Annotated in this window: 22 protein-coding genes; 15 read left to right on the top strand and 7 right to left on the bottom strand. The window is 34.3% G+C overall.

Annotation, left to right across the window (positions count from 1 at the left end):
• Positions 1 to 15 precede the first annotated feature (15 nt).
• The 10 genes from SPD48_RS01870 to SPD48_RS01825 all read left to right on the top strand — a co-directional run bounded on the left by SPD48_RS01870 (position 16) and on the right by SPD48_RS01825 (position 12,376).
• Positions 16 to 1,986, top strand: a complete 1,971-nt coding sequence (locus SPD48_RS01870) for a DHH family phosphoesterase (protein ID WP_336256353.1) — start codon at positions 16 to 18, stop codon at positions 1,984 to 1,986.
• A 1-nt stretch (position 1,987) separates the two neighbouring features.
• Positions 1,988 to 2,434: a 50S ribosomal protein L9 gene (rplI, locus tag SPD48_RS01865; protein WP_336256352.1), complete on the top strand. Its 447-nt coding sequence runs from the start codon at positions 1,988 to 1,990 to the stop codon at positions 2,432 to 2,434.
• A 53-nt stretch (positions 2,435 to 2,487) separates the two neighbouring features.
• Positions 2,488 to 3,843 (top strand): replicative DNA helicase, encoded by a 1,356-nt coding sequence (gene dnaB, locus SPD48_RS01860; RefSeq protein ID WP_336256351.1) that lies wholly within the window; start codon positions 2,488 to 2,490, stop codon positions 3,841 to 3,843.
• Between the two features lie 177 nt (positions 3,844 to 4,020).
• Entirely contained in the window at positions 4,021 to 5,307 is a 1,287-nt protein-coding gene (locus tag SPD48_RS01855) for an adenylosuccinate synthase (RefSeq protein WP_336256350.1), read from the top strand.
• Between the two features lie 228 nt (positions 5,308 to 5,535).
• Positions 5,536 to 6,240, top strand: a complete 705-nt coding sequence (gene yycF, locus SPD48_RS01850) for a response regulator YycF (RefSeq protein ID WP_336256349.1) — start codon at positions 5,536 to 5,538, stop codon at positions 6,238 to 6,240.
• Between the two features lie 7 nt (positions 6,241 to 6,247).
• Positions 6,248 to 8,089, top strand: a complete 1,842-nt coding sequence (gene walK, locus SPD48_RS01845; protein ID WP_336256348.1) for a cell wall metabolism sensor histidine kinase WalK — start codon at positions 6,248 to 6,250, stop codon at positions 8,087 to 8,089.
• On the top strand, positions 8,086 to 9,384 hold the full coding sequence (locus SPD48_RS01840; RefSeq protein WP_336256347.1) for a YycH family regulatory protein: 1,299 nt from the start codon (positions 8,086 to 8,088) through the stop codon (positions 9,382 to 9,384). The genes walK and SPD48_RS01840 overlap by 4 nt, the downstream gene beginning before the upstream one ends.
• Positions 9,385 to 9,386: 2 nt before the next feature.
• Positions 9,387 to 10,304, top strand: a complete 918-nt coding sequence (locus SPD48_RS01835; RefSeq protein ID WP_336256346.1) for a two-component system regulatory protein YycI — start codon at positions 9,387 to 9,389, stop codon at positions 10,302 to 10,304.
• Positions 10,305 to 10,312: 8 nt separating this feature from the next.
• The gene (locus tag SPD48_RS01830; protein ID WP_336256345.1) at positions 10,313 to 11,098 is read left to right on the top strand and encodes an MBL fold metallo-hydrolase; all 786 of its coding nucleotides are present in this window, start codon (positions 10,313 to 10,315) and stop codon (positions 11,096 to 11,098) included.
• Positions 11,099 to 11,188: 90 nt separating this feature from the next.
• Positions 11,189 to 12,376: a S1C family serine protease gene (locus tag SPD48_RS01825; protein WP_336256344.1), complete on the top strand. Its 1,188-nt coding sequence runs from the start codon at positions 11,189 to 11,191 to the stop codon at positions 12,374 to 12,376.
• A 397-nt stretch (positions 12,377 to 12,773) separates the two neighbouring features.
• Here SPD48_RS01825 and SPD48_RS01820 read toward each other — a convergent pair whose 3' ends face one another.
• Both SPD48_RS01820 and SPD48_RS01815 read right to left on the bottom strand, forming a co-directional pair.
• Positions 12,774 to 13,331, bottom strand: coding sequence for a GNAT family N-acetyltransferase (locus SPD48_RS01820; RefSeq protein WP_336256343.1), 558 nt, complete (start codon positions 13,329 to 13,331; stop codon positions 12,774 to 12,776).
• 22 nt (positions 13,332 to 13,353) lie between these two features.
• Positions 13,354 to 13,908: an O-acetyl-ADP-ribose deacetylase gene (locus SPD48_RS01815; RefSeq protein WP_336256342.1), complete on the bottom strand. Its 555-nt coding sequence runs from the start codon at positions 13,906 to 13,908 to the stop codon at positions 13,354 to 13,356.
• 244 nt (positions 13,909 to 14,152) lie between these two features.
• Between SPD48_RS01815 and SPD48_RS01810 the strand changes: the two genes are divergently transcribed.
• Positions 14,153 to 15,175, top strand: a complete 1,023-nt coding sequence (locus SPD48_RS01810) for a hydroxymethylglutaryl-CoA lyase (RefSeq protein WP_336256341.1) — start codon at positions 14,153 to 14,155, stop codon at positions 15,173 to 15,175.
• A gap of 160 nt (positions 15,176 to 15,335) precedes the next feature.
• Here SPD48_RS01810 and SPD48_RS01805 read toward each other — a convergent pair whose 3' ends face one another.
• Genes SPD48_RS01805 through SPD48_RS01795 form a run of 3 tightly spaced genes read right to left on the bottom strand, consistent with a single transcriptional unit; the run spans position 15,336 to position 18,446 of the window.
• On the bottom strand, positions 15,336 to 17,594 hold the full coding sequence (locus tag SPD48_RS01805) for a carboxypeptidase-like regulatory domain-containing protein (RefSeq protein WP_336256340.1): 2,259 nt from the start codon (positions 17,592 to 17,594) through the stop codon (positions 15,336 to 15,338).
• Positions 17,581 to 17,907, bottom strand: a complete 327-nt coding sequence (locus SPD48_RS01800) for a hypothetical protein (RefSeq protein WP_336256339.1) — start codon at positions 17,905 to 17,907, stop codon at positions 17,581 to 17,583. The genes SPD48_RS01805 and SPD48_RS01800 overlap by 14 nt, the downstream gene beginning before the upstream one ends.
• On the bottom strand, positions 17,904 to 18,446 hold the full coding sequence (locus tag SPD48_RS01795; RefSeq protein WP_336256338.1) for an RNA polymerase sigma factor: 543 nt from the start codon (positions 18,444 to 18,446) through the stop codon (positions 17,904 to 17,906). The genes SPD48_RS01800 and SPD48_RS01795 overlap by 4 nt, the downstream gene beginning before the upstream one ends.
• A 161-nt stretch (positions 18,447 to 18,607) precedes the next feature.
• Between SPD48_RS01795 and SPD48_RS01790 the strand changes: the two genes are divergently transcribed.
• Positions 18,608 to 19,168: a helix-turn-helix domain-containing protein gene (locus SPD48_RS01790; protein WP_336256518.1), complete on the top strand. Its 561-nt coding sequence runs from the start codon at positions 18,608 to 18,610 to the stop codon at positions 19,166 to 19,168.
• 29 nt (positions 19,169 to 19,197) lie between these two features.
• The gene (locus SPD48_RS01785; RefSeq protein ID WP_336256337.1) at positions 19,198 to 19,584 is read left to right on the top strand and encodes a rhodanese-like domain-containing protein; all 387 of its coding nucleotides are present in this window, start codon (positions 19,198 to 19,200) and stop codon (positions 19,582 to 19,584) included.
• Positions 19,585 to 19,628: 44 nt separating this feature from the next.
• On the opposite strand, the gene SPD48_RS01780 is transcribed toward SPD48_RS01785, so the two are convergent.
• Positions 19,629 to 21,203: a fatty acyl-CoA synthetase gene (locus SPD48_RS01780; protein WP_336256336.1), complete on the bottom strand. Its 1,575-nt coding sequence runs from the start codon at positions 21,201 to 21,203 to the stop codon at positions 19,629 to 19,631.
• Positions 21,204 to 21,343: 140 nt separating this feature from the next.
• Between SPD48_RS01780 and SPD48_RS01775 the strand changes: the two genes are divergently transcribed.
• Positions 21,344 to 21,517: a YfhD family protein gene (locus SPD48_RS01775; RefSeq protein WP_336256335.1), complete on the top strand. Its 174-nt coding sequence runs from the start codon at positions 21,344 to 21,346 to the stop codon at positions 21,515 to 21,517.
• A gap of 175 nt (positions 21,518 to 21,692) precedes the next feature.
• On the opposite strand, the gene SPD48_RS01770 is transcribed toward SPD48_RS01775, so the two are convergent.
• Positions 21,693 to 23,210, bottom strand: coding sequence for an AbgT family transporter (locus SPD48_RS01770; protein ID WP_336256334.1), 1,518 nt, complete (start codon positions 23,208 to 23,210; stop codon positions 21,693 to 21,695).
• Between the two features lie 238 nt (positions 23,211 to 23,448).
• Between SPD48_RS01770 and SPD48_RS01765 the strand changes: the two genes are divergently transcribed.
• Complete coding sequence (locus tag SPD48_RS01765; RefSeq protein WP_336256333.1) at positions 23,449 to 25,164, top strand: ABC transporter ATP-binding protein; 1,716 nt, start codon at positions 23,449 to 23,451, stop codon at positions 25,162 to 25,164.
• Positions 25,165 to 25,341 lie beyond the last annotated feature (177 nt).

Raw genomic sequence — 25,341 nt, 5'->3', positions numbered from 1 at the left:
TATTAGGAGTTGAACATGTTGGAGCATTATGAAAGAACAATTAGAAACAACTATATATGGGCGACATATGTTCTCTCTTTTCTGATGACAGGAGTTTTATTTTATTTTCAATGGTTAATCGGAGCTTTTTTTCTAATTCTATTGTGTATTTCATTTTATTACAATAAACGAGAAGAGAAAAGAATTAATAAACAACAGTTGAAATATTTATCGAAGCTCTCTTACCAAGTTGAAAATGCCGGAAAAAAAGTTTTTATAAATATGCCAATAGGAATTATTATTTATGATGACGATTATACCATTAAATGGATAAATCCATTTATTTTTAAAATAAACGATCGGCAAGATGTATTAGGAAAGACTCTGGATTTTTTTTCCGACGATTTAATCAATCAGATAAAATCTGAAAAAGAAGAGGTTTGGTTAACAATTAATCATTTGCAATTTAAGACAAAAATTGACCGAATCAATCAAACACTCTTTTTGTTTAATCGGACCGAGGAAAAACAACTAGAAAAGCTATATAAAGATGAACAAGTAGTATTAGCAACCATTTACTTAGATAATTACGAGGAAATTTCTCGCAATATGAGTGATAATTTAAAAAGTAAGTTAAACTCAGAAGTAACTGCTAAATTAAATAAATGGGCCGATGACTATCATTTTTATATAAAAAGAACATCTCAAGATCGTTTTGTTGCGGTTTTAACACAGGAGACGCTCTTACTGTTAGAAAAATCACGGTTTGAAATTTTAGATGAGATCAGATCTTTAAATATGGAAGAAGTTCAGAGAAATCCAATTACATTGAGTATTGGAATTGGAACGGGTAATGTTCCCATCCCTGAATTAGCAAAACTTTCACAATCCAGTTTAGACTTAGCACTTGGTCGAGGTGGAGATCAAATTGCGATTCGAGATGAAACAGGGAAGGTACGTTTCTTTGGTGGGAAGACAAACCCAATGGAAAAACGAACTAGAATTAGAGCTAGAGTAATATCTCATGCTTTAAAAGAGTTAGTAAAAGAAAGTGATAATGTACTTATTATGGGACATAAAGCCCCCGACATGGATTCATTAGGGTCAACTATTGGTGTGTTAAACATAGCTAATTCTAATGATGTAGAGGGATATATTGTATTTGATGAAAATGATGTCACAACTGGTGTTTCGAAAGTGATTGAGAAAGTAAAACAGGAAGAAGGATTATGGAAACATTTCATCGGTCCGGAAGAAGCAGAGGCAATTTATACAAGCAGAAGTTTAGTTGTCGTTGTTGATACGCATCGCCCTTCACTTGTGGCACACGAAAAATTAATCAGAAATGCAGAATATAAAGTTGTAATAGATCATCACAGGCGAGGAGAGGAGTTTATAGCTAATCCTACATTAGTGTATATGGAGCCATATGCTTCCTCGACCGCAGAATTAGTGACAGAATTAATTGAGTATCAACCTAATAAAAAGAAATTATCTACAATAGAGGCTACATCTTTATTGGCAGGAATTATCGTTGATACAAAAAGTTTTGCACTTCGAACAGGATCCCGTACATTTGATGCTGCATCTTATTTACGATCAAAAGGAGCAGATCCTGTATTAATTCAGAAGTTTTTAAAAGAAGACTTGGATACATTAATTAAAAGAAATAAGTTAATTGAACGGGCTTATATTTTTCATGATTCTTTGGCAATTGTTAAAGCCGATGATCAATATTACAATCAAATATTAATTGCCCAAACTGCAGACGCTCTACTAACTGTTGATAGGGTAAATGCTTCCTTTGTGATTGCAAGACGAAGTGAAGATGTAGTTTCTATTAGTGCTAGATCACTAGGTGAAGTAAATGTTCAAATTATTATGGAAGAGATGAACGGTGGTGGGCATTTAACAAATGCTGCTACACAAATAAAAGATAAGTCAATTGATGAGGTTGAAAATGAATTAAGAGAAAAAATAAATAGTTATTTTGAGGGGAGAACTTAACATGAAAGTAATCTTTTTGGAAGATGTAAAAGGAAAAGGTAAAAAAGGCGAAGTAAAAGATGTACCAGTAGGATATGCGAATAACTACCTATTTAAAAATAAATTAGCTGAAGAGGCAACTCCCGGAAACTTAAGAAAATTAAATGCGCAAAAACAAAAAGAAACAGAAAGAGCTCAAGAAGAGAAAGCAGCGGCAGAAGAACTGAAAAATAAATTAGCAGATACAACGGTACAAATGAAGGCTAAATCAGGTGAAGATGGACGATTATTTGGATCAATTACGAGTAAACAAATTACTGACACGTTAAAAAAGGAATATAAATTGGATGTTGATCGCCGTAAAGTTGAGCTGAAAGATCCGATTCGTTCATTAGGTCACCATTCAGTACCAGTGAAGCTTCATCATGAGGTGACAGGAACGATAAAGGTTCATGTTATTGAAGAATAATAAAAATTTTTCCATGCTATAATTTATAGCTGGAAGAAAAGGATGAATAAAGTGTGAATGAACGAACACCTCCACATAATATAGAAGCAGAGCAGGCAGTCATTGGAGCTATATTTTTAGAGCCAGATGTATTTTCAACGGCTTCTGAAAGGTTAGGCCCTACAGACTTCTATCGGGCCAGTCACGAAGTCATATTTGAAGCAATGTACCAATTATTCGAAAAAGGCGAACCAATTGATATTGTTACTGTAACCACGCTACTTGCTAATTCGGACAAGCTTGATATTGCGGGAGGAGTAACCTATTTAACAGATCTCGCTAGTAGTGTGCCAACGGCTGCAAATATTGATTATTACAGTAAAATCGTCGAAGAGAAGGCATTATTACGTCGTTTAATTAATACAGCAACAGATATTGTTACAAAAACTTTTTCTCGAGAAGATGAAGTAGAAGAAGTGCTTGATGAGGCAGAGAGAAACATTTTAGAAGTTTCAAGCCGAAAAAACGTCAATGCATTTAAGCCAATTAAAGATGTTCTTATAGATGTCTATGATAATATTGAACAATTACATCATGCAAAAGGTGATGTAACAGGAATTCCTACTGGTTTTAGAGATTTAGATCGGATGACATCTGGCTTCCAACGTAATGATTTGATAATTATTGCAGCTAGACCATCCATGGGTAAAACAGCATTTGCATTAAATATTGCTCAAAATGTTGCAATTAATACGGATGAAAATGTTGCTATTTTTAGTTTAGAGATGGGAGCAGATCAGCTCGTCCAAAGGATGTTATGTGCCGAAGGAAATATTAACTCGCAACGTCTTCGAACAGGGAAATTAGAGCAAGAAGATTGGGGAAAACTAACGATGGCAATGGGAAGTCTATCCCACGCTGGTATATATATAGATGATTCTCCAGGAATTCGTGTCACAGATATCCGTTCAAAATGCCGCAGACTGAAGCAAGAACATGGACTTGGTATGATTATTATTGATTACTTACAATTAATTCAAGGTAGTGAAAACTCCCGGGAAAACAGACAACAAGAAGTTTCAGAGATTTCTAGGTCTTTGAAAGGTTTGGCGAGAGAATTAGAAGTCCCTTTAATAGCCCTTTCTCAGTTATCACGTGGAGTGGAGTCCCGCCAGGATAAACGTCCGATGATGTCAGACTTAAGGGAATCTGGAAGTATTGAGCAAGATGCTGATATTGTAGGATTTTTATATCGAGATGATTACTATGATTCAGAATCTGAGCAACAAAACATTGAAATTATACTGTCTAAACAAAGAAATGGTCCAACAGGAACAGTGGAACTTGCTTTTGTTAAAGAGTTCAACAAATTTGTTGATTTAGACTTTAGATACGATAGCAGCGAAGTACCTCCCCCAATTCCAGTATAAAGAATTTGTATATGTGTAAACTAATGCTTAAAAACAGGAAATATACTGATATAACCGAACATTCTCAAGAAATAACTTATAAATGTTCGTGTTTCAGTTGACTTGATGCATGATAATTGATACACTTACAAATGTATTTAAGGAAAAATGACTTCAAAATATTAGTGGAGGTGCACGATGTCCTCAGTAGTTGTAGTAGGTACTCAGTGGGGAGATGAAGGGAAAGGAAAGATAACCGATTATCTATCCCAAAATGCTGAAGTAGTAGCTCGTTATCAAGGTGGAAATAATGCAGGTCATACGATAGTTTTTGATAATATTACGTATAAATTACATTTAATTCCTTCGGGTATATTCTTTCCCGAAAAAACATGTGTACTTGGAAATGGTATGGTAATTGACCCAAAAGCATTTGTAGAAGAAATAAAATATTTACATGATAAGAATATTTCTACAGATAAATTACGAGTGAGCAATCGCGCCCACGTTATCTTGCCATATCATTTAAAATTAGATATTCTTCAAGAGGAAGAGAAGGGTATCCATAAAATTGGAACAACGAAAAAAGGGATAGGCCCTGCATATATGGATAAAGCTGCACGGATGGGAATCCGAATTGCAGATCTATTAGATAAAGATGTATTTACTGAAAAATTAAAGCAAAACCTTAAAGAGAAAAACCGGTTATTGGAGAAAGTGTATGAAGTAGAACCGTTTCGTGTTGAAGATATTTTAGACGAATATTATGAGTATGGTCAACAAATAGAAAAATACGTTTGTGACACATCTGTCGTCTTAAATGATGCCTTAGACCAAGGACGTCGTGTCTTATTTGAAGGTGCTCAAGGGGTTATGCTTGATATTGATCAAGGAACGTATCCATTTGTTACATCTTCAAACCCAGTTGCGGGTGGAGTAACGATTGGTTCTGGCGTCGGTCCGACTAAAATCTCTGCTGTTGTAGGGGTGTCAAAAGCTTATACAACACGTGTTGGGGATGGGCCATTTTTAACAGAACTGACAGATGAGATTGGAGATCAAATAAGAGAAGTTGGTAAAGAGTACGGAACAACAACTGGAAGGCCGCGCCGGGTTGGATGGTTCGATAGTGTAGTTGTTCGCCATGCTCGTCGTGTCAGTGGAATTACTGATCTATCGCTTAACTCTTTAGATGTTCTGACTGGTATTGAAACGTTAAAAATTTGTGTAGCGTATAAATATAACGGTAAAATAATAAAAGAGTTTCCAGCTAATTTAAATATTCTAGCTAAATGTGAAGCAGTTTATGAGGAATTACCTGGATGGACAGAAGATATTACAGGTGTAAAAAGCTTACACGAATTACCTGATAATGCACGACATTATTTAGAGCGAGTAGCTCAGTTAACTGAAATTCCTTTGTCTATTTTTTCAGTTGGTCCAGATAGAACGCAAACAAATGTAGTTCGAAGCGTGTACAGATAAATATATAAAACGTATGATACAATCTATTTATACCAGATTGTTCGGATTTGATCTTAATAGGAAGTCCTTTCACTAATATTAAACTAGTGAAAGGACTTTTTTGCATCTAATTATAAAGGTAAGACAATTAAGCCGAAATAAGTTAAAATAGATAGATAGGATAAAACTAAACATAATCTTAAATGATAAAATAGATCATTATAAAATATAGAAAGCAGGGAGAATAAGATGGCTTTAAAAATATTAGTCGTTGATGATGAAAAACCAATAGCTGAAATATTAAAATTTAATTTAGAAAAAGAGGGTTATGATGTCGTTTGCGCGCATGATGGAAATGATGCAATCGAATTGGCAGAAAAGGAAAATCCAGATTTAATTTTACTTGATATTATGTTACCAGGTAAAGACGGGAATGAAGTATGTCGAGAAATTCGTAAAACGCAGAATATGCCAATTATTATGTTGACTGCAAAGGATTCTGAAATTGATAAAGTTCTTGGATTGGAATTAGGGGCAGATGATTATGTCACTAAACCATTTAGTAATCGAGAATTGATTGCTCGTGTAAAAGCAAATCTAAGAAGACAACAGCAAGTGATTGATGAGAGTACAGTAACGAAGAAAGAGATTAATATTGGAAGCTTAACAATCCATCCAGAGGCGTATAGTGTATCACGAGACGGAGAACATATTGATTTAACCCACCGTGAGTTTGAGTTATTTTATTATTTAGCTCGTCATATTGGACAAGTAATGACACGCGAACATTTATTGGAAACAGTATGGGGTTATGACTATTTTGGGGATGTAAGAACAGTAGATGTGACAGTTAGAAGATTACGTGAAAAAATTGAAGAAGACCCGAGTAATCCTCTATTAATTGTTACACGTCGAGGAGTAGGGTATTATTTGCGTAACCTAGACGAGGAGTAATTATTTTATGAAAAAAGTCGGTTTTTTTCGTTCGATCCAATTAAAGTTTATGATTATCTATATCTTGCTTCTAATTATCGCAGTACAAGTAATTGGTTCTTATGTTGCTCGCGAACTAGAAGTAGAATTACTTGATAACTTTAAGGAATCAATTAATGATCGGATCGATCTACTTGGTTATAATCTTGAACAAGCATTTAATAAAAAACGTACGGATGATCCATTAGAACCGACATTACAGGAAGATGTACAAAACATTGTTACAGATGTAGATGGTTCACGTGCCACAACGATTCAAGTTATTAACAACCAGGGAAGAGTACTCGGTACAAATGATTATTTAAATCAAGATATAATCGGAAAGAAGATAACTGAGGGAACGGTTCAAAGGGCAATAAAATTTAGAACATCAATTGACAGTACGTTGTTTAATAATAGAACTGGAGAGCGGATTTTTGTTCGAGTCGAGCCGATTCATGACCAGGAAAATAATGTTCAAGGCGTCATCTATTTAGAGACATCTCTAGAAGGTGTGTATGGACAACTCCAAAAAATAAATGAAATATTTTTCAAAGGTTCAGTGATTGCATTAGTAGTCTCGATGGGTCTTGGAATACTAGTAGCCAGAGCGATTACAAAACCGATAGTTGAGATGAGGCGACAAGCGCAAACGATGGCACGGGGCGACTTTTCTCAAAAGGTCAATGTATACGGTTCTGATGAAATCAGTCAATTAGCAGTGACATTTAACCATTTAAATGATCGTTTAAAACACTCGATGGCCACGATAGAAAATGAGCAGAAAAAACTAAGCTCCGTATTAGAGAATATGACTGAAGGTGTCATTGCAACGGATAATAAAGGTGAAATTACTCTAATCAATGAAGCTGCAGGAAGGTTTTTTAATGAAAATCCAAATAGTTTAATTAGTAAAGATTTATTAACACTATTAGATCTTGAAGATAAAGTAGAAGATATTATTGAACTTCAAGAAACAGGATCTATTGTTCTTGATTTAAGTGAAGAGAATAATATAATTTTAGTTCGAGCAAATTTCTCCATTATTTATGATAATCAAGATCACGATCAAGCAAGTGGTTTAATCGCAGTGTTAAGTGATGTTACAGAAGATGAGAAAATTGAACAGGAAAGAAGAGAATTCGTTTCTAATGTCTCACATGAACTTAGAACGCCGTTAACAACATTGCGAAGCTATATAGAGGCTTTAACGGATGGTGCTTGGGAAGATCCTGTTATAGCTCCTAAGTTTCTGGAAGTTACACAAAATGAGACAGAGCGAATGATCCGAATGGTGAATAGTTTACTACAATTATCAAGAATGGATAGTAAAGAGCTGTCATTGGTTAGAGAAAATGTAGAATTTGTTCATTATTTCCATGAAGTAATTGATCGTTTTGAAATGAACGTGAAAGATGGAAAAATTCAATTTGTAAGAGATATACCATCTGAATCGTATTATGTATGGATAGATAAAGACCGAATGACGCAAATTTTGGATAATATTATTTCTAATGCCATTAAGTACTCCCCAGATGGTGGAAAAATCACTTGCAAATTAGAAAAACATATTAGACAAATTGTGGTAAGTATAAGTGATGAAGGAATAGGAATTGAGTACGACAAATTGGATAAAATCTTTGACCGTTTCTATCGAGTCGATAAAGCAAGGACTAGGCAATTGGGTGGTACAGGATTAGGACTTGCTATTACACGTGAACTGGTAGAGGCACATTATGGTAGGATTTGGGTAAATAGTATAGAGGGTAAAGGATCAACCATCTACTTTACTCTCCCGCTTATTAATGAGAAGCGGAGGCGAGAAGTATGAAATATGAAACAGTGAAATCGTTTATTTTAGTTGTGTTAGTAGGAATAAGTTTTCTTCTCTCATTTATCTTATGGAGCTACCAGCCAAACTATGAAAATGTTTTGGACACCAGTTATGTAAATGAAGTAGATATTGGTGGATTGGAAAGAACAAAAAATGAAGTAGTTGAGCCAATAGAAATTGTTTTTAGAAATGGAGAAAAGGCGACTAGTTTTATTACCCCAAATGATCGTTACAGTTTTTATAAAGACATTGCTTCCTGGTCTCTGTACGATTATCGTTTGACAAACTCGAACGGTAGACCAGATGACAATAAAAAATTTGTTGAAATGGTATTTTCAAGTGCTATACCCGCCGATTTAGTTACGAACTTATTTACTTTTCATGACCAAATCGATCCACCTAGTTGGTCTTTTGAACGGGCTTTTTTAGTGCTTGATGAAAAACAACGCACTGTGGAATTGAAGATTATATCAGTAGATAACCGAAAACAAATAACTGCTACGATTGAAAAGGCAGAGGTATATGACGACATTTTAGCTATAATGAAAGATGAAAGTAAATCATCTGAATATATAAGTTTTGGAGTATCTAATTCACCAATCTACCTTCCGAAAGATCGAGTGAAGATGGCTAAAAAAACGCTAGCAGCTACTATTATTCGACCAGACGATTTTATCAATGCTTTATTTAGTAACCCAGCACTTGTAACTCCTAACGTAAGAGAAGCTTATTTTACAGATGGACAACGAGGTCTGAGAATTGTTCAAGACGGTAGGAAATTAGAGTTTTTTAATCCAATCGAGGCTACTTATAATATTTTAGATCCAATTGAACTGGTTGAAAAAAGCGTAAATAATATTAATGAACATAAAGGTTGGACAAACGATTATTTATTTGAAAATATTAATAAATCTTCTAACAATATTCGTTATCGTTTATATTATGAGGGTTATCCGGTATTTGATCATTATTCGTTAAGTATTATCGAACAGGAATGGCGTGAGCAAGAGTTATTTCAGTATACAAGATCACTTATTAAAATAGGAAATTTATTAAATTCTGAAGAGGTACAATTACCATCTGGACAAGAAATTAGTACTTTCTTGCAAAATGATAATCGTTTTAAAATTGAAAACATCCACGATATTCAGATTGGATATACAATGAGTCATTTAGATGATGCACATAGTTTAATGTTGGAACCTAATTGGTATATTTTATATCAAGGTGAATGGATTAAATTAAATTTAGAAGATTATCAAAAAGATTTACAAGTAACGGGAGGGGATTAACAATGCATTGGGGTCAAATAAAGTCATTATTAATCCTCAGTTTCCTAATTTTAGATGTATATCTATTTATGCAATTTTTAGATAAAAAAGACCAAGCAGACATTGGTATACTTGAACAGCAAACTTCTACGATTGAAGAACGTCTAAATGCAGAAGATATTACATTTAAAAATTTACCCGAACAAGAGTATGAAGAGGCGTTTATTTCTGTACAACAAAAAATGTTTAATAAAGATGAACTTTCTTCATTAAAACTCAATGAACTACAAAATACGTATCTTTTTAACAAATACTTTTTAATGTCGTCTATTAAAGAACCAATAAAAATAGAAGAAAAAGCTTCTAAAGAGGAAATAAATGAAATTTTTGAAGAATTGGTGTATTACTCAGAAGAATATTCATATTGGAATTGGAATAAAGAACTAAATGTATTAATCTTTTTTCAAAATAAGATGGATCGGCCAGTATATTATAATCAAAACGGGTTGGTTCTCCTATTTTTAAATAATCAAAATGAGGTTACTTTTTATACGCAAACGATGTTAGGGGATCCTGAACCTATAGCAGAAAAGAAAAAGTTAATTAAACCGATCCGTGCGATTGAAACGCTCTATCAAGATAGTGAACTCAAATCAGGGGATAACATATCGAAAGTAAATATTGGATTTCATACTAGGGTACCATTTGAAACAGGTGTTCAAGTTTTTGCACCGATATGGAAAGTGAATGTAAATAATGAAAAAGATTATTTTGTAAATGCGATTGAAGGATTTACTTTTTCAACGGATGAACAGGAATTTTTAGAACAAGTAATTGATTCAGCCTTAGAAAAAGTGCAAATTCCTTCTTTGGATACGGATCGAAATTTAGAAAAAATGATGAATCAATTGAATGAAAGATTAGAGAAAACATCGGGGTGAATCGAAAAATGACATTACGCTTTAGTGTTCTTGCTTCGGGAAGTACAGGAAATGCATTTTATTTGGAATCAAATGAAACGAAACTTCTCGTTGATGTAGGATTAAGCGGAAAAAAGATGGATCAGCTGTTTAATGAAATAAACGCTGACCCTAAAGAATTATCAGGAATTTTAGTTACGCATGAACATAGTGACCATATTAAAGGCTTAGGCATTTTGGCTAGAAAGTATAATCTGCCAATTTATGCGAATGACTTAACATGGAGAGCAATGGAGTCAAAGATTGGAAAAATATCGACTGAACAACGATTTCATTTTGAATCAAACAGTGTAATGACGCTTGGAGATATAGATGTAGAATCTTTTTCAGTTTCTCATGATGCAGCTGATCCGATGTTTTTTAACTTTTATAACGGAGATAAAAAAGTTTCGCTCGTTACCGATTTAGGTTATGTCTCTGATAAAATTAAAAAAACTGTGGAGGGAGCTAATGCCTATATTTTTGAAGCCAACCATGATGTCAGTATGTTACAGATGGGGCATTATCCTTGGAATGTGAAACGGAGAATTTTAGGCGATTCTGGTCACGTATCAAATGAAGATTGTGGATTAGCTCTTAGTGAAATTATTAGTGATAAAACGGAGCGAGTATATTTAGCACATTTGAGTAAAGATAATAACATGAAAGAGTTAGCAAGAATGTCAGTTGACCAAGTATTGAAGGAAAGAGATCTAAATATCCAATTATTTGATACGGATCCAGAAACGTCGACAAGTTTATATGAAGTAGGATAAAAGTTTTCTTACAAATAAAAATGGTGATTAAATGATATAATAATGGGGAATATTTTACATATTTTAACTCAGGAAAAAGGAGTTGTTTTTATGGGTTATTATAATGATAAACCAGCAAATAAAAAAGGTGGGGGTTGGTTAGTTCCTATCATTATTGGGCTTGTTGTCGGTGCATTGTTAATGGTAGTTGTTTATCCAAACTTTACAGGGAATAAATCAGTCGTTAATGACAATAAAAGTGAAAATGGGGATGTTACGAACGATAATGTAGCAAGGGAGCATGTCAATGTAGATGTTTCTACCCAAATTACGGATGTAGTCGAGAAAGTTTCTTCAGCAGTTGTTGGAGTGACAAATATTCAAAGACGGGCGGATTTCTGGCAAGAAGGGGAAGCCAGTGAGGCTGGAACAGGATCAGGTGTCATTTATAAAAAAGAAGGTGGATATGCATATATTGTGACAAATCACCATGTTGTAGAAGGAGCAGATATGCTTGAAGTCGTTTTGAAGGATGACACAAACTTGGATGCAGAGCTTTTAGGAAGTGATTTGTTTACTGACCTCGCTGTTTTAAGAGTTAAAGATGATAAGATAAAAACAACGATTGATATGGGATCATCCGAAGACCTAAAAGTCGGTGAACCTGCAATTGCAATCGGAAATCCTCTTGGACATATGTTTGCAGGATCTGTAACGCAAGGAATTATTAGTGGTAAGCAACGTACAATTCCTCAAGATTTTAATCAGGATGGACGACCGGATTGGCAAGCAGAAGTTATTCAAACGGATGCAGCGATTAACCCTGGTAATAGTGGAGGAGCTTTAATTAATATTCAAGGTCGATTAATAGGGATTAACTCTATGAAAATAAGTCAAAATATTGCTCAAGGGATTGGATTTGCAATTCCGATTGATACAGCTAGACCAATTATAAAAGAATTAGAAGAGACTGGAACAGTTACTCGTCCTTATTTAGGAGTTGAAATATATTCTCTAGAAGAAGTACCTAAAGTCGAGTGGAAAAATACGTTAAAGTTACCTGATGGTATAGAAGGTGGAGTATATGTCTGGAGTGTTGAGCCATTATCTCCTGCCGATCAAGCAGGTCTTGACCGATTAGATGTTATTACAGAATTTAATGGAGAGCAGGTATTAAACATTCTGGATTTACGAAAAGAACTGTATCAGAAATTGAAAATTGGTGATGAAGTAAATATTGTTTATTATCGAGATGGTAAGCAATTTGAAACGAATGTAAAACTTGGTGAACAAAAGTAAGAAATGCTGCTCATAAGGGCAGCATTTTTTTGTTATAAATACTTCTAAATTATGTTGGGATAAAATAAAGGCAAGCAAGCCCACTCAATCGGTTTATAGTATTATAAGAAAGTTGAAGAGATATTACCTGCAGAAAGGATGATACTTACGATTAATAAACAGTAATTTATTATATCAACATTTGACTAATACCTATTAGAAAAGTTATTCACAAAATTATCGAGTTATTAACAAACAGTGGATAACTTTGTGGAACAATTGTTTCCTTGTCGTTATATAGTAAAAAATGTCGAAAAAAAATCAATATGTATGTATTAATTGTGTGTATGTGAATAGTCGTGTGGATAAAATTAAAGCAATCTATTAAGTGCTTATCCACAGATAGAAAATAAATAACTTAGCTGTTTTGATCTTTATGGTTCCACTCTTCTTTTAACATACCATATATAATATGATCAACATAGTGGTCATATAACCATTCAGCTTGGCGAATTACTCCTTCATTAATAAAACCTAATCTTTCGGCGATAGCTCGACTTCGGGTATTTTTACTAGCTACACGAATATCAATTCGGTTTAAAGAAAGTTCTAGAAATCCATAAGAAATTAACGCTTCTACAGATTTTGTCATAATACCTTTTCCTTGGAATGATTCTGCTAACCAATAACCGATATATCCAATATTGTTTCGAAAATCTAATGTATTAAATCCGATTACACCAACTAAATTTTCTTCAAAAAAAATACCCGCAATGATGCCTTGCCGGTTATTGTAAACTTGAAATGAGTTTTTTATAAATGCCATTGAATCTGAATCAGATTTTATATCATTTAACCACGGCAACCATTTTTTAAGATGCTGTCTTGATTCGTTAGTTATTTTATAAAGTGCTTCTGCATCGCGTGCCGCTAACATCCGTAAATGTATTTGATGATCTACATGTAATTGGAACAAGTTAACCGCCTCCATCTGTTTATCAATTTTTTAAAGAAGTTATTTTATTTGTATATACTCGTAAATCTTCTTTAGAAAACAATGTGATAATTACCTTCCCAAAATTATTTTGATTTAAAAAGTCAGTAATCGTTTTAAGTGCAATTGATGATGCAAGTTCAATTGGGAAACCGTATGCACCTGTTGAGATCGATGGAAAGGCAATGCTTTTTAATTGCAAACTTTTAGCTAGTGATAGAGCATTCCAGTAACAATTAGCTAATTGTTTTTGCTGTAATTCTTTTAAATTTGGATCCCAGATGGGACCTACTGTATGAATAATAAATTTAGCCGGTAAGTTATAGCCTTTAGTAATAACAACTTCACCAGTTTTAAGGTGTTCACCATTTAAGTCTTTATTACGAATTGTTTGGCAGGCCTTCATTAGTTTAGGGCCAGCAGCTCTATGAATAGCACCATCTACCCCACCGCCACCTGATAGACTTCCATTAGCGGCATTCACAATAACATCTTTAAACTGTTTCGTGATGTCTCCAATACTAATTTCTAAAGTGTTATTATTTATATGCATTAACATGAAAACCCTCCTTTTTGACCAGAATAACTTTAGTATACTATACAAACTGAAACATTTTGTTGTTTTTAACAAAAACAGGTAATTTGCACTAGGAAAGAGAAATCATCATACTAGTTAAGAGAAAAACATGAGTTGACAAACCGGGTTTTTTTAATGTATAGTTAATTCAACAAAGTTGAATCGTATGAAACATAAGTTTAATGTAGGGAAATATCTTGAAAGCGGTTCCTAAGGAGGGGATTAAATGCAGTGGCCACAATATGTGCAAATTAAAGAAGTAGGACCAAGAGATGGTTTGCAAAATGAAAGAGAATGGATTTCTACCGAAGATAAAATTAAGTGGATTAATATGTTATCTGAATCAGGAGTAAAGGAAATAGAATATTCTGCTTTTGTACACCCTAAATGGGTTCCTGCGTTAAAAGATGCACGAGAAGTTGGTAAGCAAATCAAACGTAATCCCGATGTCACTTATTCTGCACTCGTACCAAATGAAAAAGGTCTGGAATACGCTCTAGAAGCGGGGATCGATATGGCTTCTGTTTTCATGTCGGCAAGTGAAACACATAATAAAAAGAATATAAATAAGTCTATCGACGAAACATACCCCGTATTACACAAAGTAATCTCCAGTGCAAAACAGGAAGGTAAACGTGTTACCGGATATATCTCCACGGTTTTTGACTGTCCATTTGAAGGAAAAATAAAAATAGACGATGTTTTGCGTGTGTGTGATCGACTGTTTGAGTTGGGTGTGGATGATCTATCACTTGGTGATACTATTGGGACAGCAGTTCCTTCTCAAGTGGAGGCCTTACTTGAAGAAGTGTTATACCGCTTTCCTAATAAAGATATTATCATGCATTTTCATGATACAAGAGGAATGGCGATAGCTAATATTGTTACATCAATGAACTATGGAATAAGACGTTTTGATTCTTCCATTGGTGGACTTGGAGGATGCCCTTATGCACCGGGTGCTGCGGGAAATGTTGCTACAAATGACTTGTTATATTTACTTCACGGCTTAGGTATATCAACAGGTATTGATGAGAATAAAATACAAGAAGCTGCTTTCTTTATTCAAGACAAGTTAAACAAGGAATTACCAAGCAGATCACTTGCCTATGAGATCGGCCAAAAGAAAAAAAGTCTTCAGTCAGTACAAGCAAAAACAAAGGTCGAGCCCATTCCGCAAAGAAAACGGGAGATTATTTATTATTTTATTAAGCACCAATATGAAAAACTTCGTAGTAAAGCACAGTAAATCAAGATTTTACTTTAAAAATGAACAATTATTGGCTAGGACTTTTGGAAAGTATTAAGTAGTATCCATCACCCACCAATATTTTTATACGGAAAAAGAGAAATCTTGGAGGGAATTAAAAACAACTACCCAGATTTCTCTTTGACATTTTATTTGTAAATTAATTCATTTTCCGCAACGCATTTATAAAGTCTTTTAGTGCTGGTTGATCAGATTTATTAAGTTGCTCCATTACTTCCTTATTCTCACCTATCATGTATAACGCAAGTATATCTTTTAATCCCTCAGTGTAATCCTCTGTTTGAGCTGCTTCGTTTTGCATTTGTCGAAGAATTGTTATCCAATTAGTTTTTTGTTCTTCTCCATGTGATCTTTCTGGGTACGTTTCAGCAAGTATTAGTGCCTTAGGAATTGATTCGTGCAAATAAAGATTAATTGCAATTAAATCTCCGATAAACTGATTACTTTTATCCATTTCCATCACTTTTATCCATTCTGTTTCAGCTGATTGTATGTCCCCCTGTTTCATAAGCGACTTTGCGTATAATGCTTTATCATATTCGGAAATATCTCCATTTAACATGGTAGAATACTGTTCAAAATAGTTGTTAAATGAATGCCAATCTTCTAAATCATAATAATATTCAACAAGCCTCCACACATCATCAGCAGTAGCAGCATGTTTATCGACCAAGTCAATTAAAAATGGCATAACGAGTTTACGTTCCATTGCTTCATCTTTTGCTTTCAGTCCGATTAATCTGGATATCATGCGTAAACTGTGTATATCATTTTGGTCTGATTTATAGGCCTCTTCATATGAATGAAGTGCTTCTTCTATTTTGTTATTCAAAAGTAATTGATCAGCATCCGTCAATTCTCGTTCTTTTAAATAGAAAAAAGGTAATTCACCAATCGAATCTTCATTAAGACGGTACCCGTTACTCCTTGAAAGAAGATTATCGTTTTGATCGTATGCTTCGACCGACCAAAAGAATATGCCTTCTGTGTTTGCAAAGGCCAACAAAGTGGAAGATTGAGAATGTATTTCCTCTAAATTATCTTCCGGAAATATCATACTTACCGTCTTGGCGTAGAAATCTTCAATGGGCACTTGTATATTGTTTTCTTTAATTTGACTTTTAAATTCAGTGCTTATAGAAGCTGATTCCAATTCTATGCCTAAATTAATCGCATAATATGCAGCATCTTCTACCTCTTCCCATTCAAAATTAACCATTTGATCATTTATAACTTCTTGATTTGTTGGGGATTTTATATTAATTAATTTATGGAGCGTAATATCGTACGTAATATTTTTTGTACCTGTCACATCAATCCAATCATCCATTTGAACGGGCCAGGTCCACCCATCAATCTGATCAAAAGAAAAACCTAGAAAAATTTGGTAACTTCCTGGGATAACTGTAGGAAACTCAAAATAACCATTTTCATCTGTTATTACTTTATATGGTTCATTCCACGACAAGCTTCTGTTTACATCGCTTTCCGCTCTTAAGAACACTCCAACATTTGCAACGGGGGTGCCATCTTTCCGGATAATTCGTCCTTCTACGTTACCAGTCTCAAATTCTTTTAATTGAAGAGATTGCTTTAACATTTGTTCCAATACTAAAAGTTCCTCATAAACAACCGAATTGTTAATAGATTCTGAAAGAACATCATTGTTAGTATCTTTCGTCCATTGTTCTTCGTACTCCTTTAAAGCTCTTTCCACCTCTTCTAAAGCTGTTTGGATTTTCCCTTGTTTTATAAGAGTATTCACTTTTAATTGGGCAATTTCTGCATGAAAGTAATATTCATCTGGCTGAATGGAATCAAGCATTTCATCAATTAAGCTTTCTGCTTTTTCATAGTTTGATCGATTGACCTCCATTTTGGCCCGCTCTAGTTGCAATTCTTTTTGATCCCAATAGTTTTCTGTATTCGAAAATCGCCCTATTGCCTCTTCAATAACTTGAGTAGCTCGATTATAATCTCCACTTCTCTCATAATAATAAGCCAATTCACTAGCAACAGTTACTAAATAACCATTGATCGGCCCCTTTTCTACATATTGCTCTAGAAAAGGCAACTTTTCTTCCCATGTGAATGAACTTTCTTTGTTTAAACCACTTACTTGAGAAAAAGAAGGTCCAACAATGACGTCAAACTGACTAGCGAGGCTGTAGTCTAGCATATAATCCGTTATTAATTCCCACTTTTGTGAAGTAAATAAATTAGCATTCATCAAGTTGATCATTTGTTCTTTACCAGCAATGTCACCTTCTTCCCACTTTTTTTTCGCCACATATAAACTAATTTGGGGTTGAATTAGGAAGATTATTAATAAATAGATTGTTATAATACCGGTAAACAACCAAATTAAATGTTTAACCTTTAATTTAACTTTCTTCATCTTTTGATTCCACCTTCAGTAATTCTTCTTTCCAATAAACATTTCCACCGGCTTCAATAAGGATTTTTTCTTTGTTTCTTCCAAGCCCATCATCCAAGATGATTGATTTAGTGGCGAAAGATAAAAAAAGTAATAGGAATACGGTACTTACAGGTAAGATAGGTAATTCAATTTCTTTATTCATAAACAATTTTATCCGCTGTTTCCACGATTTGTTATGAATGTGGTTGAGCACTTTTTGCTGACCTAAAAAATGAAGGTGGTTTAATTCTTTATTTAGTTGCTCTTTTAAATTGGATCTCTCTTTGTTCATCCCACATCCTCCTTCTTCTTTAAAAGATCTTTCAATAACAGCCGGCCCCTTTTTAAACGAGATTTGACTGTGTTTTCTTTCGTGTCAAGTTGTACTGCAATTTCCGTTATTTTATATTCATTGAAATAATATAACGTAATTACTTCCCGATATTTATAGTCTAATTGTTGAATTGCATCAACCATATTTTGTTTTGTATCCGCTCCAATTAACAAGTCATCATGAGTTTGATTGAGATCATCTTTTTGACTATTAATTATGTCAAAACTTGGAAAAACATGTTTCCAACTCCACTTTCTAAATCGAGCTCGACATTGATTGATCATGATAGCAGTAAGCCAACTCTTTAATTTTTTAGGATCATCGAGCTGTTCCATTTTTTGATAAGCTATTATGAATGTATCTTGCACAGCTTCTTCTGCTTCTTGATAGTCTTTTAATAATAAAACAGCAGTCCGTAACAAATAATCTCCATATTGCTCCATTATGTCATTTATTGCTTTTTCATCTATCTGTTTGATTCGGTTAACAAGGTGCAAATTCAGCTCTCCCCCTTCCCTTCACTATATAGATGCAAGTAACTTTAAAATAGTTGCATGATTTTAAAAATACATTTTAAATGATGTTACCATACTTACTATATGCATGATGATTTTTATGATAAAATTAATGATTAGAGAGTGTGAAGGGGTGAAATAGCATTAATCTTGATAATTTAGGGAAGAAAATTAAACAGCTTCGTTTACGTCAAAAAAAAACCCAACAACAAATAGCGGATGAATGTAATATTTCAAAAAGTTTATTATCTAAAATTGAGAACGGACAAACTTCTTCTGCGATAGCGACTTTATCTAAAATATCAAAAGTATTGGATGTCCCGCTTTCGTGGTTATTAGAGGATAATTCGGAACAAGATCTCGTATTATTATCAAAATCCGAACGCCAATCTAAAGTCGGTGATGAACATATGGGGTATTCCTACGAGTTACTTGCTAACCGTTCCCGATTTACTGGGGTTGAACCAACGATTGTTCATGTCACACCGAAAAATATTAATCTTAGAGAAGATGCATATACTCATTCACAAGATGAGTTTATATATATTTTAAAAGGAACAATTGAACTGTTGTACAATGGAAGCAGGAACTTGATGAAAGAGGGAGATACGGCTTATTTCAAAGGAACAAAGCCACATCTATTTATCCCTGTTGACAATAAAGGTGCGGAGGTATTAACATTATTTATTGAAACAAATGAATGAACGAGTAATTAAAAAGGGAGGAACGAAAGATGTCTCTTGATGTCATTAAATTTTTAGTGTCGATCATTTTTGCCCTGCTCGTATTAATAAAAATATTACCTGGCAGAGGAATAAATCAAATTACAGCGAACGATTTACGTAAACAACTAAAAGATGAATCGATTCAATTCATCGATGTTCGCCCTCCAGCAAAATATGACCAGTTCCATATATATGGATTTAAAAATATTCCACTAAGAGAAATTCGGAAACAAGCAAAAACATTATCAAAAGATAAACAGACAATCGTCATTTGTCAAACAGGGGCAAAAGGAAATGAAGCATGTAAACGATTGAAGCGAAGGGGTTTTACGAATTTATCGAATGTTAGAGGTGGATTAAGTACTTGGGAACCGATCCATATTGATCGAACATAATTAAGATGAAGAGTCCCACTCCTTTCATAGGAATGGGACCTTTCTTATTTTGCTTCGTATAGGGTACGTAAATCCTTTTTTAATACTTTTCCGCTTGGATTCTTTGGTAGCGTCTCTGTAAAATAAACAAATTTTGGAGACTTAAAGGCTGACAACTCCTGTTTGCAGTAATTTTGTACGGCTTGTTCAGATAAAGAATTGTTATCTTTTAAAACAATAATCGCCGTGATAGCTTCTATCCAATAATCATGCGGAATGCTGATGACAGCGACCTCTGCAACTTCCTTCATTTGATAAATGACTTCTTCAACTTCGCGGCTTGAAACATTTATCCCACCAGTATTTATAATATCTTTTTTACGATCTATAATTGTAATGTATCCATCTTCATCCATCGTACCAAGATCCCCACTATGGAACCAGCCATTTTGATAAGCTTCAGCAGTTTTTTCAGGTTCTTTCAAATAACCAAGCATCGCATGAGGAGTACGGTGAACTATTTCACCAATTTCCCCTCTTGGTACTTCGATATCATTCTCATCAACAATTTTCGTTTCGACATGTAATGTTGGTTTTCCAGCTGAACCAAGTTTTCGTAATTGATCCTCTGGTTGTAAAGCAGTAGCGAGCGGTGCAACTTCTGTTTGGCCGTAGAAATTCCAAAAGCGAGAATTCGGCAATCTTTTTGCTAATTCCCTTAATATTTCCCGGGGCATAATTGCTGCTCCATAATAACATTTTTTTAAAGATGTCAATTGAAAATTGTCGAATTCCGGGTGATGAAGCATTGCGATCCAAACCGTTGGTGGTGCAAATAATTGTGATGCTTGATGGTTTTCAATAGTTTCCATTATTTTGGAAGGATTTGCTTCATCCAGAATAATGCCACTCGAACCTAAATAAATACTAGGACCTAAAAATACATGAAGTTGGGCACTATGATAAAACGGCAAAGCATGAACTAATACATCTTCTGAACTCATTTTCCCATCAATAATACAACTAATATACTCATTTATAATACTTTTATGGGATAACATGACCCCTTTGGGAGCAGACTCAGTACCACTTGTATATAAAATTTGAGCGAGATCATCGTCTGCAATATCTGCTTCCACTGGTTCAGTACTTTGATTTTGTTGTAAAGTTGAAAGAGACGACCACTCTTTCAAATTCGTATCAGACTCTAATAAGTAGTGATGTTTAATGGATAAATTTTGAGATGCTTTATCTAAAGTAGGAGCATATTCTTCTGCGGCAAACATTCCATCGACTTCTGCGTGATTTAGTATATATGCAATATCACTTGTTGTTAGCATATAGTTAATTGGTATAAATACTGCACCTATTCTTGCAAGGGCAAATTTCACGATGACAAAGTCTAAACAGTTTTTCGATAAAACGACGAACTTATTTTCTTTTTTTACTCCCCTTTCCATCAAACCATGAGCAGTTTGATTTACCAAATCGTCTAACTGTTGGTAGGTCACACTTCTTTTATTATATGTAAGGGCTGTTTTTTCAGGGTACCGTGCAACTGTCCTTGTTAATAAATCCCCTAAAGTATTTCTTCTCGCCCTATTTATCATTGATGTAGATTGATCGCTATGAATATTCATGTAATCCCTCCACAATGTTTAATTTATTATTATTATATTTCGGAAAATTCAAAATAACAATGAAGAAATTAGATTTTCACATGAAAACGAGTCAATTTACATAAGCTAAACAAAATTAAAATAGAAAAGAGGTGCTAACCTTGGGAAGAGATGAACATAATAAGCCGCAAGGAAGAAATCGTTTTGCACAAACTCCTAAAAATCAAATAACGGAAAATATTGATATAGAATTCTCTCATGAATTAGTAGATGACGATGATAAAGAAGCAATCGCAAGGGCCCGAGCAGCGGACCAACGTGTGAAAGAGGACTAATTGATATTGTAAGGAAAAAAAGTTTGTAACCATAAAAAATCCGAACTATGCTGGAGTAGTTCGGATTTTTAATTGGATAAAATTTTTATTTAACAAAGTTGAGCATCGTTATCAGAAACGCTCTGATATACTATTCATTTAATTGACTAGAGTACTTTATGAAGTCTGATCCATCTTATTTATAATGGATCGGTGAACCTGGACCAAGATCTATTCCAAACAAGATCCACACAACGAGTAATAGAGTCCATGAAACTAAAAAGAAGATAGAATATGGAAGCATTACAGATATTAATGTACCAATTCCCATTTTTTTATCATATTTTTGTGCAAAGGCAATGATTAAAGCAAAATATGTCATTAATGGAGTAATAATATTTGTCGATGAATCAGCGATACGATAAGCCATTTGAGTTACTTCAGGGGAATAGCCTAGCTGCATCATTATAGGTACAAAAATAGGAGCCATCATCGCCCATTTTGCTGAAGCACTACCGATAAATAAATTGATAAATGCTGAAATGACGATAAAAACAATGAGTAATGGTATCCCGGTTAAATGAATCTTTTCTAAAAAGTTTGCTCCGTATACGCCGATCACAATTCCCATATTACTTTCAGTAAAAAAGGCAACAAATTGTCCGGCCGTGAAAGCTAATACAATGAACATACCCATCGTAGCCATCGTTTTTGCTAATTGATCTGCAACGTCTTTATCGTTTTTGATCTCCTTCGTTACTTTTCCATAGACGAGGCCGGGGACAAAAAATAACAAAGCGATAATAGGCACAAGAGCATCCATGAATGGAGATTGAATGATTGCTCCACCTTCACCACGAAGTGGCGCATTTGGCGGTAAGACAAATAAAGCAATGATAATGAGCACGATTGCAACGGATATTCCCGAAGAAATTAATCCCTTTTTTTCAATTGGCTGCAGTCCCTCTAATTTTTCACGATATATACCTTTATATTCGCCAAGTCTCGGTTCGACAATTTTTTCAGTAACCCAAGCCCCGACCAATGTAAGCAAGAATACGGATACAATAATAAAATAGTAATTCATTGCAACGTTCATCGTTGCTGCATATGCGGGATCAATAATTTTCGCGGCGTCAATCGTCATTCCACCTAGTAAAGGATCCACAGAAGTTATTATAAGATTGGCACTAAATCCTCCCGAAACACCAGCAAAAGCTGCTGCTAGTCCAGCAAGTGGATGCCTTCCTAACCCAGCAAAAATAACAGCGCCTAATGGTGGTAATACGACATACCCTGCATCAGAAGCGACACTGGACATGACTCCAGCAAAAACAAGCCCAGCTGTGATAAGTCGTTTGGGAATATTTAAAACGAATCCTCGTAAAAGTGCACTAATTAATCCTGTACTTTCAGCAACACCAATTCCAAGCATTGTGACTAGTACAATTCCTAAAGGAGCAAATCCAATAAAGTTTTCAGTAATCGATGTAAAAATGTATTGGATACCTTCTTTATTTAATAAATTATGAACCTGAACAATTTCCCCTTTGTTACCAGGATGTTCAACATTAATTCCAAATGAAGAAACTATTGCCGACAATATGATGACTATAAACGCTAATATGGCAAACAATGTCACGGGGTGTGGTAATTTATTGCCAATTGTCTCAACTCTATCTAAAGAACTTTGTAAAATACCCCTCTTTTTCAATCAATTTCCCTCCTAAAACTGTTCGTGTTAGTTTGCAACAAAAAGACTAATTATAAACTAACTACCCCATTATAGGAGGATTTGAACATTTTTTAAACAGTTTAAACAAATGTTGCAATCGTGAGATTTTTGAGAAACTTTTAAACATAAGGAATTTACCTTTATAAGTAGTGCAGTAGTATATTATTGCCATTTTATCGATACAAAACTATAATCGATGGAGGAAAGGAGTTTTATAATGATTCGTCGATTTTTCTCTTATTATAAGCCGCATAAACGATTATTCATTGTAGATTTTACAAGTGCAGTTATCGTCGCTATGTTAGAGCTTGCTTTTCCGGTAGCAGTACAATGGTTTATCGATGATTTATTACCGGGAAATAATTGGGATGTAATTATTAAAGTAAGTGTCGGTCTCTTTTTCATTTATTTATTAAGTACTTTTTTACAATATATTGTAACGTACTGGGGGCATAAATTAGGATTAAACATTGAAACAGATATGAGGGAAGAAATCTTTCACCATGTACAAAAACAGTCTTTTCGCTTCTTCGATAATACAAAAACGGGTCATGTTATGAGCAGAATTACAAATGATTTATTTGAGATTGGTGAACTTGCCCACCATGGTCCAGAAGATTTATTCATCGCTGTGATGACGTTTATTGGTGCTTTTTGGATTATGATTACAATTAATGTCCAGCTTGCGCTTATCATTTTGTTTATTGTACCAATTTTAATCTTTTTCATGACGTACAGTAATATTAAAATGAGTAAAGCTTGGCGAAAAATGTACGAGGATATCGCAGGGGTTAATGCTCGGATTGAGGATGCTGTTTCTGGAGCAAGAGTCGTTCAATCGTTTACAAACGAAACTCACGAAATGGATCGATTTACAGAAAACAACCAAATTTTTCGTAAATCGAAATTAACAGCATATAAAGTAATGGCATTCGTTCATTCCAATATTTACATGTTAATGCGCTTCATCACATTAGTCGTTTTAATTGTTGGAGCATGGTTAAGTTATAATGATAAATTGTCGTACGGTGAACTAGTCGCGTTTGTTTTATATGTGAATGTTTTGTTCAAGCCAATTGAAAAAATTAGTGCATTACTTGAATTATATCCAAAAGGAATGGCAGGATTTCGTCGTTTTATCGAATTGCTTGAAATAAATCCAGATGTAAAAGATAAAAAAGGAGCAAAGAACGTAACTCATTTAAATGGAGATATTTCGTTTAAAGATGTGACATTTACGTATGAAAAAACACAAGAGCCAGTTCTCAATGGAATTAGCTTTAACATTAAAGCTGGAGAAACGATTGCGTTTGTAGGACCTTCAGGTGCAGGTAAAACAACAATTTGTTCACTTATTCCACGTTTTTACGATGTACAAAAAGGTGAAATAACCATCGATGGTATGGATATTAGAGATATGACGATGCGCTCGTTAAGAAAGCAAATAGGAATAGTCCAACAAGATGTGTTTTTATTTACTGGGACATTGAGGGAAAATATTGCATATGGAAAGTTGGATGCGACAGATGAGGAAATTGAAGCAGCTGCAAAACTTGCGCATATGGAAGAATTTATTGCAGAATTGCCGAATGGGTATGAAACGCAAGTTGGAGAACGCGGTTTAAAGTTATCGGGCGGACAAAAACAACGGATTGCTATTGCTAGGATGTTTTTAAAAGATCCTTCCATTCTAATTTTGGATGAAGCGACTTCTGCCTTAGATACAGAAACAGAGGCAATTATTCAAGATGCATTAATGAATCTTGCTAAAGATCGGACAACATTGATTATTGCTCATCGACTGGCAACCATTAAACATGCCGACCGCATTATGGTAGTTACAAAGGATGGTATAGAAGAAGAAGGAACTCATGAAGAGCTGATTGCTAAGGGAGGAATCTTTGCTCACCTCCATGATATCCAACTTAAATAAGGAGATATAGTTAAATGGTTACTTTGTAGAGAAATCCATATGGATTTTTATAATTTATCCTTAAACGGTAGCTATTGTGGCAAAGAATATTAAAATTAAGGATTGCAGCGTTTGGTCGTAGAACAATGCAAACAAGAAATATCTATTAGTAAAAACTGTAGCATTTCTTCCTCGGAC

This window comes from Pseudogracilibacillus sp. SE30717A, from assembly GCF_037071985.1.
Lineage (GTDB): Bacteria > Bacillota > Bacilli > Bacillales > Amphibacillaceae > Pseudogracilibacillus.
Note: the sequence above shows the minus strand (reverse complement) of the source record. Positions and strands in the feature narration are given on the sequence as shown.